We start from the raw sequence: 16643 nt of genomic DNA on the forward strand, positions 1-16643 counted from the left end.
GGCCATCCATGATATCCGTTTTAATTGTAGATGATGACCCGTTCATTCGGGAAAGCTTGAAATTACTGGTAGGGATGGACCCGGATATCGAAGTATCGGCTGTCGCGGAGCACGGCGAGGAAGCGCTGGCTTTGTTGGAGGAGGGACTTCCTGTCGATGTTGTGCTGATGGACATTCGGATGCCGGTATGTGACGGCGTGGAAGGAACGCGGCGGATTCGTGAACGACATTCGGATGTGCGAGTGCTTATGCTGACTACCTTCGATGATGATGATTATATCGTGGAGGCTCTGGGGAACGGGGCTAGCGGTTATCTGCTGAAGAACATTCCGCCGGACCGCATCATCCAGGGAATCAAAACGGTGCATGACGGTAACATGCTGATTCATCCCGATATCGCCCGCAAGCTGACTGGCATGCTTCGTCCAACGGCGCAGCCCGTCCCTAAAGCTGCTGAGCTGGAACAATTCGGCCTGACCCCGGCCGAGAAGAAAGTCGTCGTCCTTATTGCGGACGGCTTGTCCAATAAGGAAATTGCCGGACAGCTTTACTTAAGCGAAGGCACCGTCAAAAACTATGTCACCGAAATCCTGGGGAAGCTGAATCTTCGGGACCGGACGCAAATCGCCATTTTTTATCTTAAAAAGATGCAGGGTTAACTCCATTCAAAAAATTTCATAGCTTATACAAAAAAAGCGGGCCCTTGTCCATATAGGACAAAAGCCCGCTTTCAGTATCATGATGAATGGAATCCGGCTTCTTCGGAGCCGCCGGTCGTCTTACTACCGGAAGAACCCCGCTTGCTGCGAATATGAAGTTTATTCGCCAGCAGGGTGATCAAGCTTACCGGCTTCAACCCGACCGCTATGCCATCCCTCGGGTCGGGGGCAACGATAGCTCCCAATTGATGATGATCCCCCGCGTAGATTGCACGCTGCAGGAATTTACTCTCCCCTTGATGGTTCTGTACCTCCAGCTTACAGAAGGCCGAATTCTGACGAAGCGCGCTATGCAGCTGTTCCTTACTGTGAATCAGTTTACCGTTCACCTTCAGGATCGTCTCTCCTGCCAGAATGCCAATTTCGCTTGCCGGACTATTCGGAAGCACTGCGAGAACGCGTAGTCCACGAATCGGATGCACAAAGATCGGACTGCGCTGCTGTTCTTCATAACGGCTGTACCACACCAAGCCCTCATGCAGCAGTAATGCCGCTAATGCAGCCACGATCGTGAGTGGTGTCCACCACTCGGCCAACAGGCTCAATGCCAGCACAATGGCTCCGTAAAATATGAGCCGCTTCGATGTGATGCTTGCCTTCTCCTGCGGGAGCATGCTCTGCGTCATTTCCCCGAAGCCAATCACGACCGGGAGTGCCATCATGGTAAAGCCTGTACTCCAGGCATCACCACCGAAGAACGGCGTCCATGGCAGCACGCTGCCTCCGCTTACCGCCGGAACAAGCAAGAACAAGGGCAAGGGCCAGAAGCTCTGCATGTGATAACCGCCAACGAGCTTGCCACGCTTACCCTCAAGAAACAGCGGTGTAGCAAAACCCGAACCCTGTATCCTGACAAGCAAGGCTTCTGCAAAATGCAGAACGGCGGATAAAGCCAGCAGCGCAGGAATGTCCAATCCATGGATCGTTGTCGTTATGTGACTGACCCAGCCATCCGGCTGCCAATTCGGAAACCAGCCTAATCCAAACTGAATGATCCCGAGAAGACCGATGGAATAGGCAAAGCATAAGTACCGGATATGAAACAGCATCAGGATCAGGGAAGTCACCCATATGCATATGATGGCTTCCAGGCTTAAGGATATTCCCAGGAAGGCTACTACGATGGACACGCCGATTCCTGCCAGCAGCCCGCCCAGAAACGTTCGCCAAGTCTGCAATCCCCAGGAATGCAGCTTCACATGGAACAACTTACGCTCCACCAACACCTGCCTTCGGTAGAACAGCATGACAAACAAAATCGAAATATAATAAAAGGGCTGCGTCAGCAGTTGTATGCCTGCATCTATCCCATACATCAGCAGTTGTTTCAATGTCTCCAACAGCTTGCCACGCTCCTTTCAGCTTCAAGATGCTTCGAAATTTATACTTCCAGATATCTTAAAAGAAAAAAAGAAGGCTAACGTTCAGCCTTCTTACTTGTTCGACGCCTTGGCGGCGATTTCCTTCCGGACCTCGGCAATTCCGCGATTCATTTGATTATCCTCTTTCGGATCCTGAATCTTCTCAATCAATGCGGCTTCCAATGCTTCGGCTGTAGCGCCGTTAAGGATACCGTCCGCTTTCAGCTTGTGCTTGCTCTGGAAACTCTTGATCGCCTTCTCTGTATTCCGGTCGAAATAGCCATCCGTACGCCCGATCTTATAACCAACCGCTTCAAGCATGATCTGTGCATTCTTCACATCCGTGCTATTCGTGTCGTACGTATAAGTTTTCTTCTTATCGATCGGTGCAACGGTAAAGTATTCTGGCTGTGACACCTGAATATCCGGCTCAATTCCCTTCTCATGGATCCAGGTACCGTTTGGCGTCAACCACTTGGCAATCGTTACTTTCAGCAGGCTTCCATCGCCAAACTGCTTATCAAAGCTCGTTTGCACGGTACCTTTTCCGAAGGAATGCTCACCCATCAAGGTAGCTCCTGCCGATTGTTGCAGTGCGCCCGCCAAAATTTCGGAAGCGCTGGCGCTACCCTTGTTCATCAGCACCGTTATCGGATAGGATTTCGCCTCACCGCCCGAAGGATGCTTCTCTCGCTTCTTATCCTTATCCTCTACCTGAACGATCAATTCGCCTTTAGGTACGAACTGCTCTGCAATGTCAATGACAACGGACAGCACACCGCCTGGATTGTTCCGGACGTCGATCAGCAGTCCCTTCATGCCTTGGCTTTCCAGTTTCTTGAGTTCTTCCTTAAAGCGTTCGCCTGTATTCAGCGAGAATTGGGAGATCTCAATAACACCGATTCCGCCCTTCTCCATCCGTGCCGACACGGTTTCCAGATCGACGTCATCACGAACGATAACATACTCGACAGGCTGCTCAGAGCCTGCACGCTTAATCTGAAGGACGGCCTTGGAACCTTTCGGACCGCGAATCTTGTTGACTGCCGCGTTCAACTCCAGACCCTGCAAAGATTCCCCATTAACTGAGAGGATGGTATCCTTTGCCCGAATCCCGGCTTTATCCGCAGGAGATCCCTTGATCGGGGATACAACAACGACACTGCCATCTACAGAGGATACCTCCGCACCAATCCCTGAGAAGGAGCCCTCAATGCTCTCTTCAAACTGGGCTGCCGTTTCTTTTCCCATATAGTTGGAATATGGATCTTCCAGCGCTTCCATCATCCCGTTGATGGCGCCGTCGATCAGTTTCGACCGATCGATATCCTTGTAATAATTGCTTTCGATGAGGTCAATCGCTGTCCCCAGTTTTTTCGCTTCAGACTGCTCCAGTCCATTCCTGTTTGCTATACTGGCCAGCAGCCCCTCACCGTCTCCGGTCTGACTAGGAGCGGGCAGCTGGGTCAAAGCCATCGTTAACAGCACGCCGCACAGCATGGCAGCTATGACCAGAAAGACAGCCGTTCGTTTTTTCAGCAAGTACTTCACCGCCTTTGTACGTTTCAACTGCTACACATGGGGAATCCCGTCCACCTAGTATATGATTGGCTTGCCGGGAATATTTATACAGCGGTCTGAAGGTTATATGGTATAAGTCCTAAAAGTTTGTTACAGATAAGGCGAAGGATTGACCGGCGATCCATTGATCCGAACCTCAAAATGAAGATGCGGTCCTGTGCTCTGACCCGTGGAACCCACTTCGGCAATCTTCTGCCCTCTGGACACCTTGTCGCCTTCGCTGACTTTAATGCCGCCATTGCGGATATGTCCATACAAGGTCCATACGCCGCCCCCATGATCAACAATAACACAGTTTCCGTAACCGCTCCACCACTCGGCCAATATGACCGTGCCGCTCTCAGCTGCCCGGATCTCAGTCCCCTGTGGTACCGCGAAATCCTGGCCTGTATGCATCTTGCCAGCCTGGCCCGTTACCGGATGAACTCGAGGCCCATAACCCGATGAAAGTCTGGCACCGGAAACTGGGATCGCGAATGGTCCGCCGTTACCTGTGTATCCGCCGCCACCTTTACTTCCACCGAGGGTGGTCGCCTTGGCTCTTTTCGCCGCAGCCGCTTTGGCAGCCGCTGCTTTACGGGCAGCTTCCTCAGCCGCAAGCTTATTCTTTTCCTTCTGCAGATCCGAACGTTTGCTTGCCAGGGCAACCAACATTTTATCCTGCTCTTCGGTCAAGATTTCCGCATCCTCGATATCCTGATCATACTGGGCCAGTAGTACGCGCTTCTCCTGTTCCTTCTCGTTCAGGATACTCTTGCGGTCCTCCATTTGGCCATACAGGTCCTTGGCGGTTGCATACTGTCCTTCAAGCTCCTTCTTCTTGTCGATGACCAGCAGCTTGTCCTGCTTATGCTCCACCAGCAAATCCTGGTCCTGGTTAACGATCGTCTTCAAGGAATCCGCACGCTCAATAAAATCGCTGAAGCTGGTCGAGGAGAGCAGCACATCCAGATAAGATACTTGCCCATCCATATAGATGAGGCGAATCCGGGATTCCAACAGCTTCTCACGGGAGGCGATACGCTCCTCCGCCGCTTCAAGTTCTTTGGTCGTTTTTCTCAGCAGATCCTCTGTCTCCTCGATCTTCATGGAGATTTTGGTCAATTCATTGCTGACGATGCTGATCTGCTCCATCACATATTTCAAATTCTTCGTTGTTTTTTTCTTGTAATGCTGAGCTTCTTGTTTATTTTCCGCTGCTTTGTTCTTCTGTGCCCGTGCTTTCTTGACCTGCTCCTGAAGCACGCTCAGCTCTCGATCTACATCGGCTGAAGTCTTCTTCTCGGCTTGTCCGACGGTCGGTTGGATCATAACAGTGGCCAGTAATAAGGCTGCTACTCCTGCGGCGATTTTCTTCAAGTTTCGCTCCCCATCCTTTACCTTGTTTTATACTTTCAAAAATTTACGTATCGACATGGTGCTGCCCCAGATGCCAATGACCATGCCCAGCCCAACGATAATGATGCCGAGCTGCAGCCACAAATCTCCCAGCGGGATTAAGCTCTTTGCCAGCGTCAGATCGGTTTGCGACGCAGCGTACAGACGATTGTAGCCTACAAACAACAGCGTGACCGTCACAATGGAGCCCATCAGGCCGATCATGGCACCTTCCACGAAAAACGGCCAGCGAATGAAGTTGTTGGTCGCGCCGACAAGCTTCATAATGCCGATCTCGCGGCGACGGGCCAAAATAGTAACCCGAATGGTGTTCGAGATCAGGAACATAGACATCAAACCGAGTCCCGCTACGAAAATAAAGCCGATATTCCGCACCGTCTTCGTAATCTTGAACAGAGTTTCGACCGTGCCTTCCCCATACTTGACTCGCAGGATCGGCTCCTCCGTATACTTCTGGTTCAGAGCGGTAATCTTGTCGGCAACAAAACCGACCGTGGTCGGTTCAATAACGGAAACCTCGAATGCATCAGGAAGCGGATTCTGGTCCGCCTCGCTGAAGCCTTCCACCCATTCGGAGCCCAGGCTTTCCTCAAGCTCCTTCATGCCCTCTTCCTTGGACACGAACTTGATGCCGCCGACCTCCGGCATTGCCTCGATTTCACTCTTGATGGTTTCGCGCAGCTTCTTATCCACATTAAGATTTAAGTACGTATTGATTTGCACATTGCTATCTGCTTTATCGGCTAAAGCGTTAACATTCATGACTAATAGCATGAAAACGCCCAGTATAAACAAAGACACTACGATGGAAGTAACCGATGCGACCGACATCCATCCATTCCGGAAAACGCTCTTCGCCCCTTCCCGCAAGTGCCGCAAGAAGGTTCTAAAATTCATACCCGTAATCTCCTCTCTGCTGGTCACGGACGATCTGTCCATGCTCAATCGCAAGAACGCGTTTACGCATGGTGTTCACGATATCCCTGTTGTGGGTAGCCATTACGATGGTGGTTCCCCTGAAATTGATTTCATCCAGCAGCTGCATAATGCCCCACGAGGTTTCCGGATCCAGGTTACCTGTAGGCTCGTCCGCAATAATGACGGAGGGGTTATTCACAATCGCTCTGGCGATTGCGATCCGCTGCTGCTCACCGCCGGAGAGTTGGGAAGGTTCGCGGTTCGCCTTGGCTCTCAGGCCCACAAGCTCCAGCACCTCCATGACCCGTCTCTTGATGAGACGCTGCGGCGCTTCAATAACCTCCATGGCAAAAGCTACATTTTCGTAAGCAGTCAGCTTGGGCAGCAGACGATAGTCCTGAAAAATCACCCCGATATTTCGGCGAACATAGGGGATTTTGCGCTGCTTCAGCTTACCGATATTAAATCCGTTAACAGAAATTTGCCCCTTAGTAGGCACTTCTTCTCTATAGATAAGTTTCATAAACGTCGATTTACCAGCACCTGACGGTCCGACAACATAGACGAATTCATTTCGATTGATTTTGACGGAAACTCCTTGAAGCGCATGAGCGCCGTTCGGATAAGTCTTCCATACGTCCTGCATTTCGATCACTTCATCACTTCCCAATCCTTAATTAGCCATTATACTTTTCGACAGTTTCCATCGAATTCCTTTAAAATCCATGAAAAATCCTCACGACATCGTCTATTGTAACAAATTTGTTACCTTTTGAGTACCCGAAAGTTTAAGCCCACCGTGACATATACATGAAAAAGTGCATGAACTGCAGCCAATACGAAGTTAAGAAGGTGGTTCGAATGAAAAAAATTCATCTTGGTCTCATCATTGTCATCAGTTTCGGTCTTCTCCTCTCCGTCGGCTTCGGTCTATTGACGATGTACGTGAACCAAAAGGAACTCCCGAAGGGGGTCGTTCTCTCCGGTTGGCAGGTAGGCGGTACACCCGCAGACGAGGTGCTGTCAGAGCTGGATCAACGGCTGCAGGCGATGACAGCATTGAAGGTGGAGCTGCAATCGGACGCTCTGAAAGGGCACACGGAAAGCTTCACTCTCCGGGAAGCCGGAGTTCAATTCAGCGCAGCCGATTTTCGGGAAGCTATCGCCAGGTTGTCTGAAGGATCATTATGGGATCAGGTTCTTTACCGGCGTAACTTTCAGCTGGAGTGGCATATATCCACGGACTGGGATCGCAATGTGTTAAAAGAGCGGTTGAGCGAAGACTGGCAAAAGGAACGCTTTGGCGAACCCGTCAATGCCGTGCGGAGTATATCCGAAGATGACGTTGTCCGGTACACCCCGGAGAAAACGGCATACCGCATCGATTGGCCGACATTCTATGAAGGGTTCAGCGCTGTGCTTCCGAATGAGTCTCACTTCACCGAGCCGAAATTGGATGAGATCTTTACAGTTCAGCTGCCTCTCATCCGTCAAAAGCCCCCCGTTACCGTAAAATCTCTGCAGGATGAGGGGATTGAGCGCAAAATCGTCGAATTCTCTACCAGTCTCGGATCCAGCGGGCCTGGACGCGTTCATAACGTGACTGCCGCTGCCAAAGCCGTAGACGGCATGATTCTGAAGCCCGGCGATGAATTCAATTATGCTCATATTATTGATACCGCGAAGAAGGAGTACGGCTTTGAAGAAGCTCCCGTTATCGTGAACGGCAAGCTGGTTCCCGGGATCGGCGGCGGGATCTGCCAGGTATCTAGCACGGTCTACCATGCCGCTCTGCTCATCGGGCTAGAAATCACCGAACGGCGCAATCATTCCCTTCCGGTCAGCTACCTGCCCAAGGGGCAGGATGCCACTTTTGCCGAGGGGGCGATAAATTTTCGCTTCCGGAACAATACAGGCAAGCATCTGCTTATTTTATCGGAGGTATCGCACGGTAATTTAACACTAAAGATGTTTGGCACCTTCCCGGAAAATACGGAATATGAGCTTGTGTCCACGACCGTTGAAACCTTGCCATCACCAGAGAAGGTCATTCACAATAACTCGCTGCCGCCAGGACTCAAGCAGGTGGTTCAGAACGGGAAGCCAGGCTATGTGGTTGAAACCTACCGAGCCAAGAAAGTAAACGGCAAAGTTGTGGAGAACGTCAAAATATCCAAGGATACCTACCGCCCCCAGAACAGCATCGTTGCCATTAATCCGACGAACGATGTCCAACTGCCTGAAGCGAATGATACCCCGAAAGAGGAAGTGGTTGAGGACGGTATCAGTGCCCCGTAAACCTGAAGACAACATGGAACAGCCCGGATTCGCGATAGAACCGCGAATCCGGGCTGTTTGCCTTGCCGTTATTTCAATGTAATGTATCGACTTTATAGCAGCTCTCGTATTCACCAGACGGATATCCTCGCCTTCAATCAGCTCGGCATTCAGATGTCCCATCCGGAAGGGCATCGTTGTTACCCTTAAAACCGCCGAGATGCTCTGACCTCGGCTTCCGGATGCTGTGACAGTTCATCTCTGTACTCCACTTGCCGAATCTCGCACCCTTTGCCTAGGATCACCCGGTTACCGCGGACGATATCGGCTTCAACATACTCGAGATCAAGGACATCGCCCTCAATAATGCGAGCCTCCAGCCGTGTTCCCCGTAAAGGCAAGGACAGCATTTCCCAGAGCCGCTTCCCTTTTTTGCGGACCGTTATCCGGTCTCCAACGATTTCCTGTGCAAGGCAGCGGCCCAATACTCGGATATCCGCTGTTCCAACATGCAGGCGGCCATCGATCTTAAACCCCCCTTGAAACGTGGCTGATTCACTCCGCACGTCACCACGGCTTCTCAGGTTTCCGGTGACCTCAAGCTTCTTCGATTCGGAATCTCCGTGAATGCTGCAATGCCCCCCGATAAAGATGGAGCGGCTGCGCAATCCATCCTTCAAACTCAGGCTGCCGGCTACATGCATCTCCTCAGACTCCACAGCCCCCTTAATGGTTCCCGAACCGTTCACGCGAATCGTACGGGCAGCGACGGCGCCACTAACACTCATCGTTCCATTGCCTATTAATTCTCGGCAATCCAGATCTCCATTCACCTGCCCGGCACCGTCAATGCGCACCTTATCGTATTGGCCGCCGCTTGAACTTCCGGTTCCCGTAATCTTCAAATCGGACAGCTTGTCGTCATGTGGTATCATGAGTATCCTCCTCCAGATTTACAAAGTAATCACTATCTATATCTTAACTTCTTCATCACAACAGTTATTTCTACAATAAATGTCCGTCCTCCACCAGGTGGAGTCATAATCTCCCTCTAAGATACCACACCCCCGCTATTCATAGAACAGCCCGATGGCTGAACTTCACCTCGGTCCCAAGACCGAGGCGTTCTCAGGCACTTTCCTCGTCTTTTCCTGCAAATGATGGTTCGGATTTGCTTGGAGCAAGGGAGATTGATTGTGATATGATTCAAATAGGCTCGTCATTGATCTCTCATTTATTAAAGTGAAAGGGGATACATCATCATGGCTCTTATGCAATGTCGCTTTTACTCGGAGGTACTCGGTCTCAGCACGTCCATGACCGTCATTCTCCCTCAGCAAACCTCTTCGCAGATCGGTATGACCAATCATGCCAAAAGCGGTCTGCATCCGACGCTCTTCCTACTGCACGGCCTGTCCGACGACGATTCCATCTGGCTGCGCAGAACCTCCATCGAACGCTATGTGGCCGAGATGGGCATTGCCGTCGTGATGCCGCAAGTTCACCGCAGCTTCTATACCGACATGGAATACGGCGGCAAATACTGGACCTTCATCAGTCAGGAGCTGCCGGCCATTGCCCGTTCCTTCTTCCCGTTATCCCACGCGAGGGAAGATAACTTTGTCGCCGGCTTGTCCATGGGCGGATACGGAGCATTCAAGCTGGCGTTCCGCTGCCGGGAAACCTTTTCCGCGGCTGCTAGTTTGTCGGGCGCGCTCGATATGGCGGGTCATATCCGGAGGAATGAGGCCTTATTTGAACATCGATTAGTCTACGGAGATCGAGACATTTCCGATACCGACAACGATCTGTTGTGGCTGCTTCAGCAAGTCGAACGATCGGAGGGGCCTAAGCCGCTGCTGTATCAATGCTGCGGAACCGAAGACTTTCTCTATGAAGACAATCAAGTGTTCCGCAAAGCCTGCGAAGAAACCTCTCTCAATCTCACCTATCAGGAAGGCCCGGGCGATCATGACTGGGGATATTGGGATACCCGCATTCAAGATGTGCTAAAGTGGCTTCCACTGAAGGCCTGATAAACCTATAGACACACCATGACATGCCAGCAGTTCGTTTTCGGTTCTATGAGGTTCATTTCTGATATCATAAAAAAGGGTGGATCAGCAAACTTATCGTTTGCCGATCCACCTCTATTTTTTCTACCGTAATATGCCTTTACTCAACATTCCCTTGGCGGAGACCCAACCATTCTTCCGTGGTCTGAAGGGTCTGCACGCTGCGATCAATAGCCGCCTTCACTTGTTCGGTTGCCGTACCGCCATATACGTTACGCGCATTGACCACCGTCTCCGGTTGAAGCACGCCATAGATGGAGTCGTCGAACAGCTCCGAGAACTGCTTGAACTCGTCCAGCGTCAGGTCCAGCAGATACTTATTGTTCTGAATGCAGTACAATACAGTCTTGCCGATCACTTCGTGCGCCTGGCGGAAAGGAAGCCCTTTGCCGACCAGGAAGTCCGCAATGTCCGTTGCATTCGAGAAGTCAGTGTTCACCGCTTCGCGCATGCGGCCTTTGTTGACCTTCATCGTGGCGATCATCGGCGCGAACAGCTGCAATGCGCCTTCCAGCGTAGCCACCGTATCGAACATGCCCTCTTTATCTTCCTGCATGTCCTTGTTATAAGCAAGCGGAAGCGACTTCAGCACGGTCAGCAGACCCATCAGGTTGCCGTAAACCCGTCCGGTTTTGCCGCGGACAAGCTCTGGCACATCCGGGTTCTTCTTCTGCGGCATAATGCTGCTGCCTGTGCAGAACGCATCGTCCAGCTCGATGAAGTTGAACTCCGTGCTGCTCCAGAGCACCAGCTCCTCGCTTAAGCGAGACAAGTGCATCATGATGATGGAAGCATCCGAGAGGAATTCCAGGATAAAGTCGCGGTCGCTGACCGCATCCAGACTGTTCTCGTAAACACTATCAAACCCAAGCTGCTCTGCCACGAAATGGCGGTCGATCGGGAACGTTGTACCCGCAAGCGCGCCTGCCCCGAGCGGCAACACGTTAATACGCTTATAGCTGTCGATCAGACGGTCGATATCCCGCTGAAACATGGACACGTAAGCCATCAGATGATGTGCGAACAGAATCGGCTGTGCACGCTGCAGATGCGTATACCCTGGAATAATCGTATCCAGGTTATCCTTGGCTTGTACGATCAATGCGGTTTGCAGCTCATGCAGCATGCCGGTCAGCGCCACCACGCGGTTACGCAAGTACAGATGCATGTCCGTAGCCACTTGATCGTTACGGCTGCGGCCTGTGTGGAGCTTGCCGCCGACAGGTCCGATTTCCTCAATCAGATTCTTCTCGATGTTCATATGAATATCCTCATCCGATACGGAGAACTCGATGCTGCCCTCACGGATGCGCTCCAACACCTTGTTCAAGCCAGCCTTGATCGTCTCCACGTCTTCGGCCGGCACGATGCCGCATTTGCCCAGCATAGACACATGCGCAAGGCTTCCCTGGATATCCTCTTCGGCCAGCTGCTTGTCAAAACCGATGGATGCCGTATATTCCTCTACCAATGCGTTGGTCTGCTTCGTAAAGCGTCCGCCCCATAACTTGCTCACAACACTTGCCCCTCTCTGTTTAAGGCAGAGGGCCGCTTCCCGCTTAAGAAGTCCCATTCATCCCGGTTACGCGAGAATCAGCGGAGCTCCCTAGCATGAAACGGCCTTCAGCCTGTTCATTATTGTAAACTTATTGATTCTGGTTCACGCCGGTTGCCACTTTCAAACGCAGTGCATTCAAGCGGATAAAGCCGGTCGCATCGCCCTGATCATAAGCTTGCGTCGGATCGGCTTCCATCGTGGCGATATCCGGGTTGTACAGACTGACCGGACTCTTCACACCTGCGCCGATAATGTTGCCTTTGTACAGCTTCACGCGCACCGTACCGGATACGTTCTTTTGGCTCTCCGTTACCAGCGCTTGCAGTGCCAGACGCTCCGGCGCAAACCAGAAACCGTTATAAACCAAGGTGCTGTAACGGGTAATCAGGCTGTCGCGCAGGTTCATCACTTCACGGTCCATCGTGATGGATTCCATTTTGCGATGAGCGGTGAACAGGATGGTTCCGCCTGGCGTCTCGTAGACACCGCGGCTCTTCATACCAACGAAACGGTTCTCTACCATATCCACGCGACCGATGCCGTGTTTGCCACCCAGCTCGTTGAGCTTCTCCATTACTTGCAGCGGACTCATCGATTCGCCGTTCAGCGCAACGACATTCCCTTGCTCAAACGTAAGCTCGAGGTATTCCGCCTCGTCTGGTGCATCCTCAGGCGATACGCTGAGCAGGTACATATCCTTGCTATCCTCTGCACTTGCATCGAACCAAGGATCTTCCAGCACACCGCTCTCATAACTGATATGGAGCAGATTGCGGTCCATGGAGTAGGATTTGGCTGCCGATGCCGTTACCGGAATGCCGTGCGCTTCCGCGTATGCGATCATCTCTGCGCGTCCCGGGAAGGAGTTGCGGAACTCCTCGATGCGCCAAGGCGCGATCACTTCAATGTCAGGTGCCAAACCGGCTACGCCCAGCTCAAAACGAACCTGATCGTTCCCTTTACCCGTAGCGCCGTGCGCAATCGCCGTCGCGCCTTCCGCACGTGCGATATCCACCATGCGTTTAGCAATCAATGGACGCGCGATACTGGTCCCGAGCAGGTACTGCCCTTCGTACATAGCACCCGCCTGGAACATCGGATAGATGAAATCAGTCGCGAATTCGTCACGAAGATCATCGATGTATACTTTGGAGGCGCCGGTCGCCAGCGCTTTTTCCTCAAGTCCGTCCAGCTCTTCCTTCTGGCCGATATCGGCCGTGAAAGCAATGATCTCCGCATCGTAGGTTTCTTTCAGCCACTTCAGAATAACGGACGTATCCAGCCCACCGGAATACGCCAGTACGATTTTTTGTTTTGCCATGGTTAAACTCCCTCTCTTTGTTACTAACAACTCTGTCGTTCATTATACTAAAGATAACGTCCATTGACGCATTTTCATAGAGAATATCGCTCTGTATTAAAGGCTTTATGCCATCAAAGCAACCATCAAAGCCTTCTGGGCATGAAGACGGTTCTCAGCCTGATCAAAAATGACAGAGTTCGCACCGTCGATCACACCTTCGCTAACTTCTTCACCCCGATGGGCCGGAAGACAATGCAGGAACAAGTAATCCGGCTTCGCCGCTTTCACAAGCTCCTCATTCACTTGATAATCCGCAAACGCAGCTTCCCGCTGTGCCTGCTCCTCTTCAAAGCCCATGCTTGCCCATACGTCCGTATAGATCACATCCGCATCCTTCGCAGCTTCGATCGAGTCTTGCGTGATCGTGATTTTGCCACCGGTTTGTGCCGCGATCTCCTCGCTCAGCTTCACGATGCTGGCATCCGCCTCATAGCCCTTGGGACTGGCCACAGCCACATGCATGCCCATCTTGGCTCCGCCAATGAGGAGTGAGTGCGCCATATTGTTGCCATCGCCGATAAAGGCCATTTTGAGGCCTTTTAGCTTGCCTTTGTGCTCCAGCACGGTCTGCAAATCAGCCAGTACCTGACATGGATGCGCCATGTCGCTCAGGCCGTTGATAACCGGAATGGAGGCATATTTCGCCAGGTTGACCACGTTGTCGTGCCCGAAAGTACGGATCATCAAGCCGTCCAGATAACGGGACATCACCTGCGCCGTATCGCTGATCGGCTCGCCGCGTCCGAGCTGAATATCGTTTTTGCTTAAAAAGAGTGCATGTCCGCCCAGCTGGAACATGCCAGCCTCGAACGACACCCGCGTCCGCGTGGACGACTTCTCAAAAATCAAACCAATCGTCTTGCCCTTCAGCGGCTGATAGACTTCGCCGTTCTTCTGCTTGCGCTTAATCTCAATTGCCGAATCGAGCAAGAACTGAATCTCTTCCGTTGAGTATTCGTCCAGCTCGATCATATCCCGCCCTTTCAGGCTCAATTCCTTCACTTGTCCGCTTGCGGCCATATCCTTCAGTCCTCCTTAACCATGCTGTTATTGTCCAAAATGCTGCTGCACGATTCTTCTATGCTTGGCTAACCGCCGTATGCTCATGTATAAGTTCCGTAACAATCGATACCGCCTGGTCGATCTCTTGTTTTGTGACGTACAGATTCGGAAGCAGCCGGATCACATTCGGTCCTGCCGTTACGAACAGCAGCCCGCGGCTCTGTCCTTTCAGCACCAGCTCGCCAACCGGTTCAACGCATTCGATGCCGATCAGCAGGCCTTTCCCCCGGATTCCCTTTACAAAAGGATGACTGCCCAGGCTCTCATTCAGCTTCGTCATCAAATATTCTCCGGCTTCGGCCGCACGCTGCGGCACGTTGTCCTCCAGCATCGTCTCGATGGTAGCCTGGATGACGGCGCTGGCAATCGGCGTGCCGCCAAACGTCGTCGCATGGCTTCCTGCCGTGAAAGCTTCACGCAAGTAAGCTTTGCCCAGCATCGCGCCAACCGGGAACCCGGAACCGAGCCCTTTGGCCACGGTGAAAATGTCCGGCTCGATGCCGTAATGTTCGTGCGCAAACAGCTTGCCGGTCCGGCCCATGCCCGTCTGCACCTCGTCGACGATTAGCAGCAGTCCGTGCTTCTTGCACAGCCCGGTGACGGCTTGCAGGAACTCCGGCTCCACCGGATGCACGCCGCCTTCAGCCTGCACCATTTCGATCATGATGGCGGCGGTGTTGTCGTTAATGGCCGCTTCCAGTGCCGGTAGGTCATGCAGCGGAACGCTTTTGAAGCCTGCCGGAAGCGGAAGGAAGCCTTCCTTTACCTTATCCTGGCCGGTTGCCGTTAGCGTAGCCAACGTCCGTCCATGGAAGGACTGCGTAAACGTAATGACCTCGTACCTTCCCGTTCCCTTCACCTTCTGATGGTAGCGGCGCGCCAGCTTAATGGCCGCTTCGTTCGCTTCCGCTCCACTGTTGCAGAAGAAAACCGCATCTGCGCATGTGTTCGCTGTCAGCAGCTCAGCTGCTTTTTCCTGACCGGGAATGTGGAACAGGTTCGAGACATGCCACAATTCATCCAGTTGGGCCTTCAGCTTCTCTTTCACCTTTACCGGAGCATGGCCGAGATTCGTTACGGCCAGACCCGCCATGAAATCAAGATATTTGTTGCCTTGATCGTCCCATAACCAGCTGCCTTCCCCTTTGACCAGGGCGATTGGATATCTGGCATACGTTTGGAACAATGAGCTTTCATTCGCTGCTTTAACACCGCCTGCTGCTGTTTCTTTTCCCATGACCTTCACACACTCCTTTGCATATGGCATTGCTTCGTGTTTCACGATTGGAACATCTCCCGATAAGAGCATCCATTTAAGTTAACCAGCACTGCGAATTCGGATCATTCCTCCGATCCCTGTTGCCCACAGAATTTTATTGAATGATATAAACTAGGATAAATTCCGTGGACAAAGGGGCCCGCTTCGCTTCTCCGGAATGATTCCGCCTTCTCCGTTGAAGCCGCTGTATTCGTACAATCTCAAATCTCAATCTACATCCGCACGATGCGCGTTCCCAGCACTTCTCCACCCAGCACTCGGCTCAGTACATTCGGCTCGCTTCCGTCCACGATGACAACCTCGCTCACTTTGCCGTGAATGCAGCTGATGGCCGCTCTGACCTTCGGTATCATGCCGCCGTAGATTTCGCCTGTTCCGATCATGTCCTCAATCTCCTGCACCGTCACGGTCGGAAGCACCCGCTTCTCGCCGCCTGCTCCCTTCATGATCCCGGGTACGTCGGTGACAACGATCATCCGGTGTACCCCCAGATGGGAGGCAACGGCACCAGCCGCCGTATCGGCATTAATGTTGTAGCGCTGACCGGATGGATCAACCCCGATCGGTGCAACCACAGGCATATAGCCCATTTCCAGCACGCCGCTCAGAATCGACGATTTCACAAATGTCACATCGCCGACCCAGCCAACTTCGGCATGGTTCGTTACCGGTTTGGCCTCGATCAGCCCGCCGTCCGAGCCGGATAAGCCGATGGCAGAGCCGCCCACGCTTTGAATCCGCCTTACGATCTGTTTATTGATGGTGCCCGCAAGGACCATCTCCACGACGTCCAGCACATCCTCCGTCGTCTTGCGCAGCCCGTTCACAAACTCGGTCTCAATGCCGAGTTTCTCCAGATTGCTGGAGATTGCAGGTCCGCCGCCATGAACGATAACGGGGTTAACTCCCTTTTGCTGCAGATCCTTCAAATCCTCGAAGAAGCTGTCAGGAAGCGCAGCGAGCGTGCTGCCGCCACATTTCATGACAAACGTATCTGCCCCTGATGTTTTAACCGGCAACGTATCCTTTTGATCGATCGTGCTCTTCATATC

Annotated in this window: 14 protein-coding genes; 3 read left to right on the forward strand and 11 right to left on the reverse strand. The window is 52.3% G+C overall.

Annotated features, from left to right (window positions below):
* Positions 1-8: 8 nt before the first annotated feature.
* The gene (locus tag ACOZB4_RS15220; protein ID WP_379414370.1) at positions 9-659 is read left to right on the forward strand and encodes a response regulator; all 651 of its coding nucleotides are present in this window, start codon (positions 9-11) and stop codon (positions 657-659) included.
* Positions 660-736: 77 nt separating this feature from the next.
* Here the strand turns inward: ACOZB4_RS15220 and ACOZB4_RS15225 are convergent, their stop codons facing one another.
* From ACOZB4_RS15225 to ftsE, 5 genes are all read right to left on the reverse strand, one after another.
* Positions 737-2059 carry a PDZ domain-containing protein gene (locus tag ACOZB4_RS15225; RefSeq protein WP_379414371.1) on the reverse strand — a complete coding sequence of 441 codons (1323 nt, stop codon included), beginning with the start codon at positions 2057-2059 and terminating at the stop codon, positions 737-739.
* 93 nt (positions 2060-2152) lie between these two features.
* Complete coding sequence (locus tag ACOZB4_RS15230; RefSeq protein ID WP_379414402.1) at positions 2153-3622, reverse strand: S41 family peptidase; 1470 nt, start codon at positions 3620-3622, stop codon at positions 2153-2155.
* A 129-nt stretch (positions 3623-3751) separates the two neighbouring features.
* A complete protein-coding gene (locus ACOZB4_RS15235; protein WP_339268424.1) occupies positions 3752-5020 on the reverse strand; it encodes a murein hydrolase activator EnvC family protein in 1269 nt (422 codons plus the stop codon).
* 27 nt (positions 5021-5047) lie between these two features.
* A complete protein-coding gene (gene ftsX, locus ACOZB4_RS15240) occupies positions 5048-5956 on the reverse strand; it encodes a permease-like cell division protein FtsX (protein ID WP_076324041.1) in 909 nt (302 codons plus the stop codon).
* The gene (gene ftsE, locus ACOZB4_RS15245; RefSeq protein ID WP_076324040.1) at positions 5946-6632 is read right to left on the reverse strand and encodes a cell division ATP-binding protein FtsE; all 687 of its coding nucleotides are present in this window, start codon (positions 6630-6632) and stop codon (positions 5946-5948) included. The genes ftsX and ftsE overlap by 11 nt, the downstream gene beginning before the upstream one ends.
* Before the next feature lie 206 nt (positions 6633-6838).
* Here ftsE and ACOZB4_RS15250 point away from each other — a divergent pair, with 206 nt between their 5' ends.
* The gene (locus ACOZB4_RS15250) at positions 6839-8275 is read left to right on the forward strand and encodes a VanW family protein (RefSeq protein ID WP_379414372.1); all 1437 of its coding nucleotides are present in this window, start codon (positions 6839-6841) and stop codon (positions 8273-8275) included.
* Positions 8276-8460: 185 nt separating this feature from the next.
* On the opposite strand, the gene ACOZB4_RS15255 is transcribed toward ACOZB4_RS15250, so the two are convergent.
* Positions 8461-9189, reverse strand: a complete 729-nt coding sequence (locus ACOZB4_RS15255) for a polymer-forming cytoskeletal protein (RefSeq protein WP_379414373.1) — start codon at positions 9187-9189, stop codon at positions 8461-8463.
* Positions 9190-9516: 327 nt separating this feature from the next.
* Between ACOZB4_RS15255 and ACOZB4_RS15260 the strand changes: the two genes are divergently transcribed.
* Positions 9517-10290: an alpha/beta hydrolase gene (locus ACOZB4_RS15260; RefSeq protein ID WP_379414374.1), complete on the forward strand. Its 774-nt coding sequence runs from the start codon at positions 9517-9519 to the stop codon at positions 10288-10290.
* 139 nt (positions 10291-10429) lie between these two features.
* Here the strand turns inward: ACOZB4_RS15260 and argH are convergent, their stop codons facing one another.
* From argH to argB, 5 genes are all read right to left on the reverse strand, one after another.
* Complete coding sequence (gene argH / locus ACOZB4_RS15265; protein ID WP_379414375.1) at positions 10430-11845, reverse strand: argininosuccinate lyase; 1416 nt, start codon at positions 11843-11845, stop codon at positions 10430-10432.
* Between the two features lie 130 nt (positions 11846-11975).
* Positions 11976-13208 (reverse strand): argininosuccinate synthase, encoded by a 1233-nt coding sequence (locus tag ACOZB4_RS15270; RefSeq protein ID WP_076324035.1) that lies wholly within the window; start codon positions 13206-13208, stop codon positions 11976-11978.
* 105 nt (positions 13209-13313) lie between these two features.
* Entirely contained in the window at positions 13314-14270 is a 957-nt protein-coding gene (argF, locus tag ACOZB4_RS15275) for an ornithine carbamoyltransferase (protein WP_379414376.1), read from the reverse strand.
* A 58-nt stretch (positions 14271-14328) separates the two neighbouring features.
* Positions 14329-15549: an acetylornithine transaminase gene (locus tag ACOZB4_RS15280; RefSeq protein ID WP_379414377.1), complete on the reverse strand. Its 1221-nt coding sequence runs from the start codon at positions 15547-15549 to the stop codon at positions 14329-14331.
* A gap of 254 nt (positions 15550-15803) precedes the next feature.
* Positions 15804-16640 carry an acetylglutamate kinase gene (gene argB / locus ACOZB4_RS15285; RefSeq protein WP_379414378.1) on the reverse strand — a complete coding sequence of 279 codons (837 nt, stop codon included), beginning with the start codon at positions 16638-16640 and terminating at the stop codon, positions 15804-15806.
* Between the last annotated feature and the right edge of the window lie 3 nt (positions 16641-16643).

The organism is Paenibacillus sp. NPDC058898 (assembly GCF_049316025.1).
Classification (GTDB): Bacteria; Bacillota; Bacilli; order Paenibacillales; family Paenibacillaceae; genus Paenibacillus_AQ.

What these genes read in the sequence shown, in the direction of transcription:
- ACOZB4_RS15220 (WP_379414370.1), top strand. Translation starts at nt 9, where the DNA reads ATGATATCCGTTTTAATTGTAGATGATGACCCGTTCATTCGGGAAAGC.
- ftsX (WP_076324041.1), bottom strand. Translation starts at nt 5,956, where the DNA reads ATGAATTTTAGAACCTTCTTGCGGCACTTGCGGGAAGGGGCGAAGAGC.
- ACOZB4_RS15250 (WP_379414372.1), top strand. Translation starts at nt 6,839, where the DNA reads ATGAAAAAAATTCATCTTGGTCTCATCATTGTCATCAGTTTCGGTCTT.
- ACOZB4_RS15255 (WP_379414373.1), bottom strand. Translation starts at nt 9,189, where the DNA reads ATGATACCACATGACGACAAGCTGTCCGATTTGAAGATTACGGGAACC.
- ACOZB4_RS15260 (WP_379414374.1), top strand. Translation starts at nt 9,517, where the DNA reads ATGGCTCTTATGCAATGTCGCTTTTACTCGGAGGTACTCGGTCTCAGC.
- ACOZB4_RS15270 (WP_076324035.1), bottom strand. Translation starts at nt 13,208, where the DNA reads ATGGCAAAACAAAAAATCGTACTGGCGTATTCCGGTGGGCTGGATACG.
- argF (WP_379414376.1), bottom strand. Translation starts at nt 14,270, where the DNA reads ATGGCCGCAAGCGGACAAGTGAAGGAATTGAGCCTGAAAGGGCGGGAT.
- ACOZB4_RS15280 (WP_379414377.1), bottom strand. Translation starts at nt 15,549, where the DNA reads ATGGGAAAAGAAACAGCAGCAGGCGGTGTTAAAGCAGCGAATGAAAGC.
- argB (WP_379414378.1), bottom strand. Translation starts at nt 16,640, where the DNA reads ATGAAGAGCACGATCGATCAAAAGGATACGTTGCCGGTTAAAACATCA.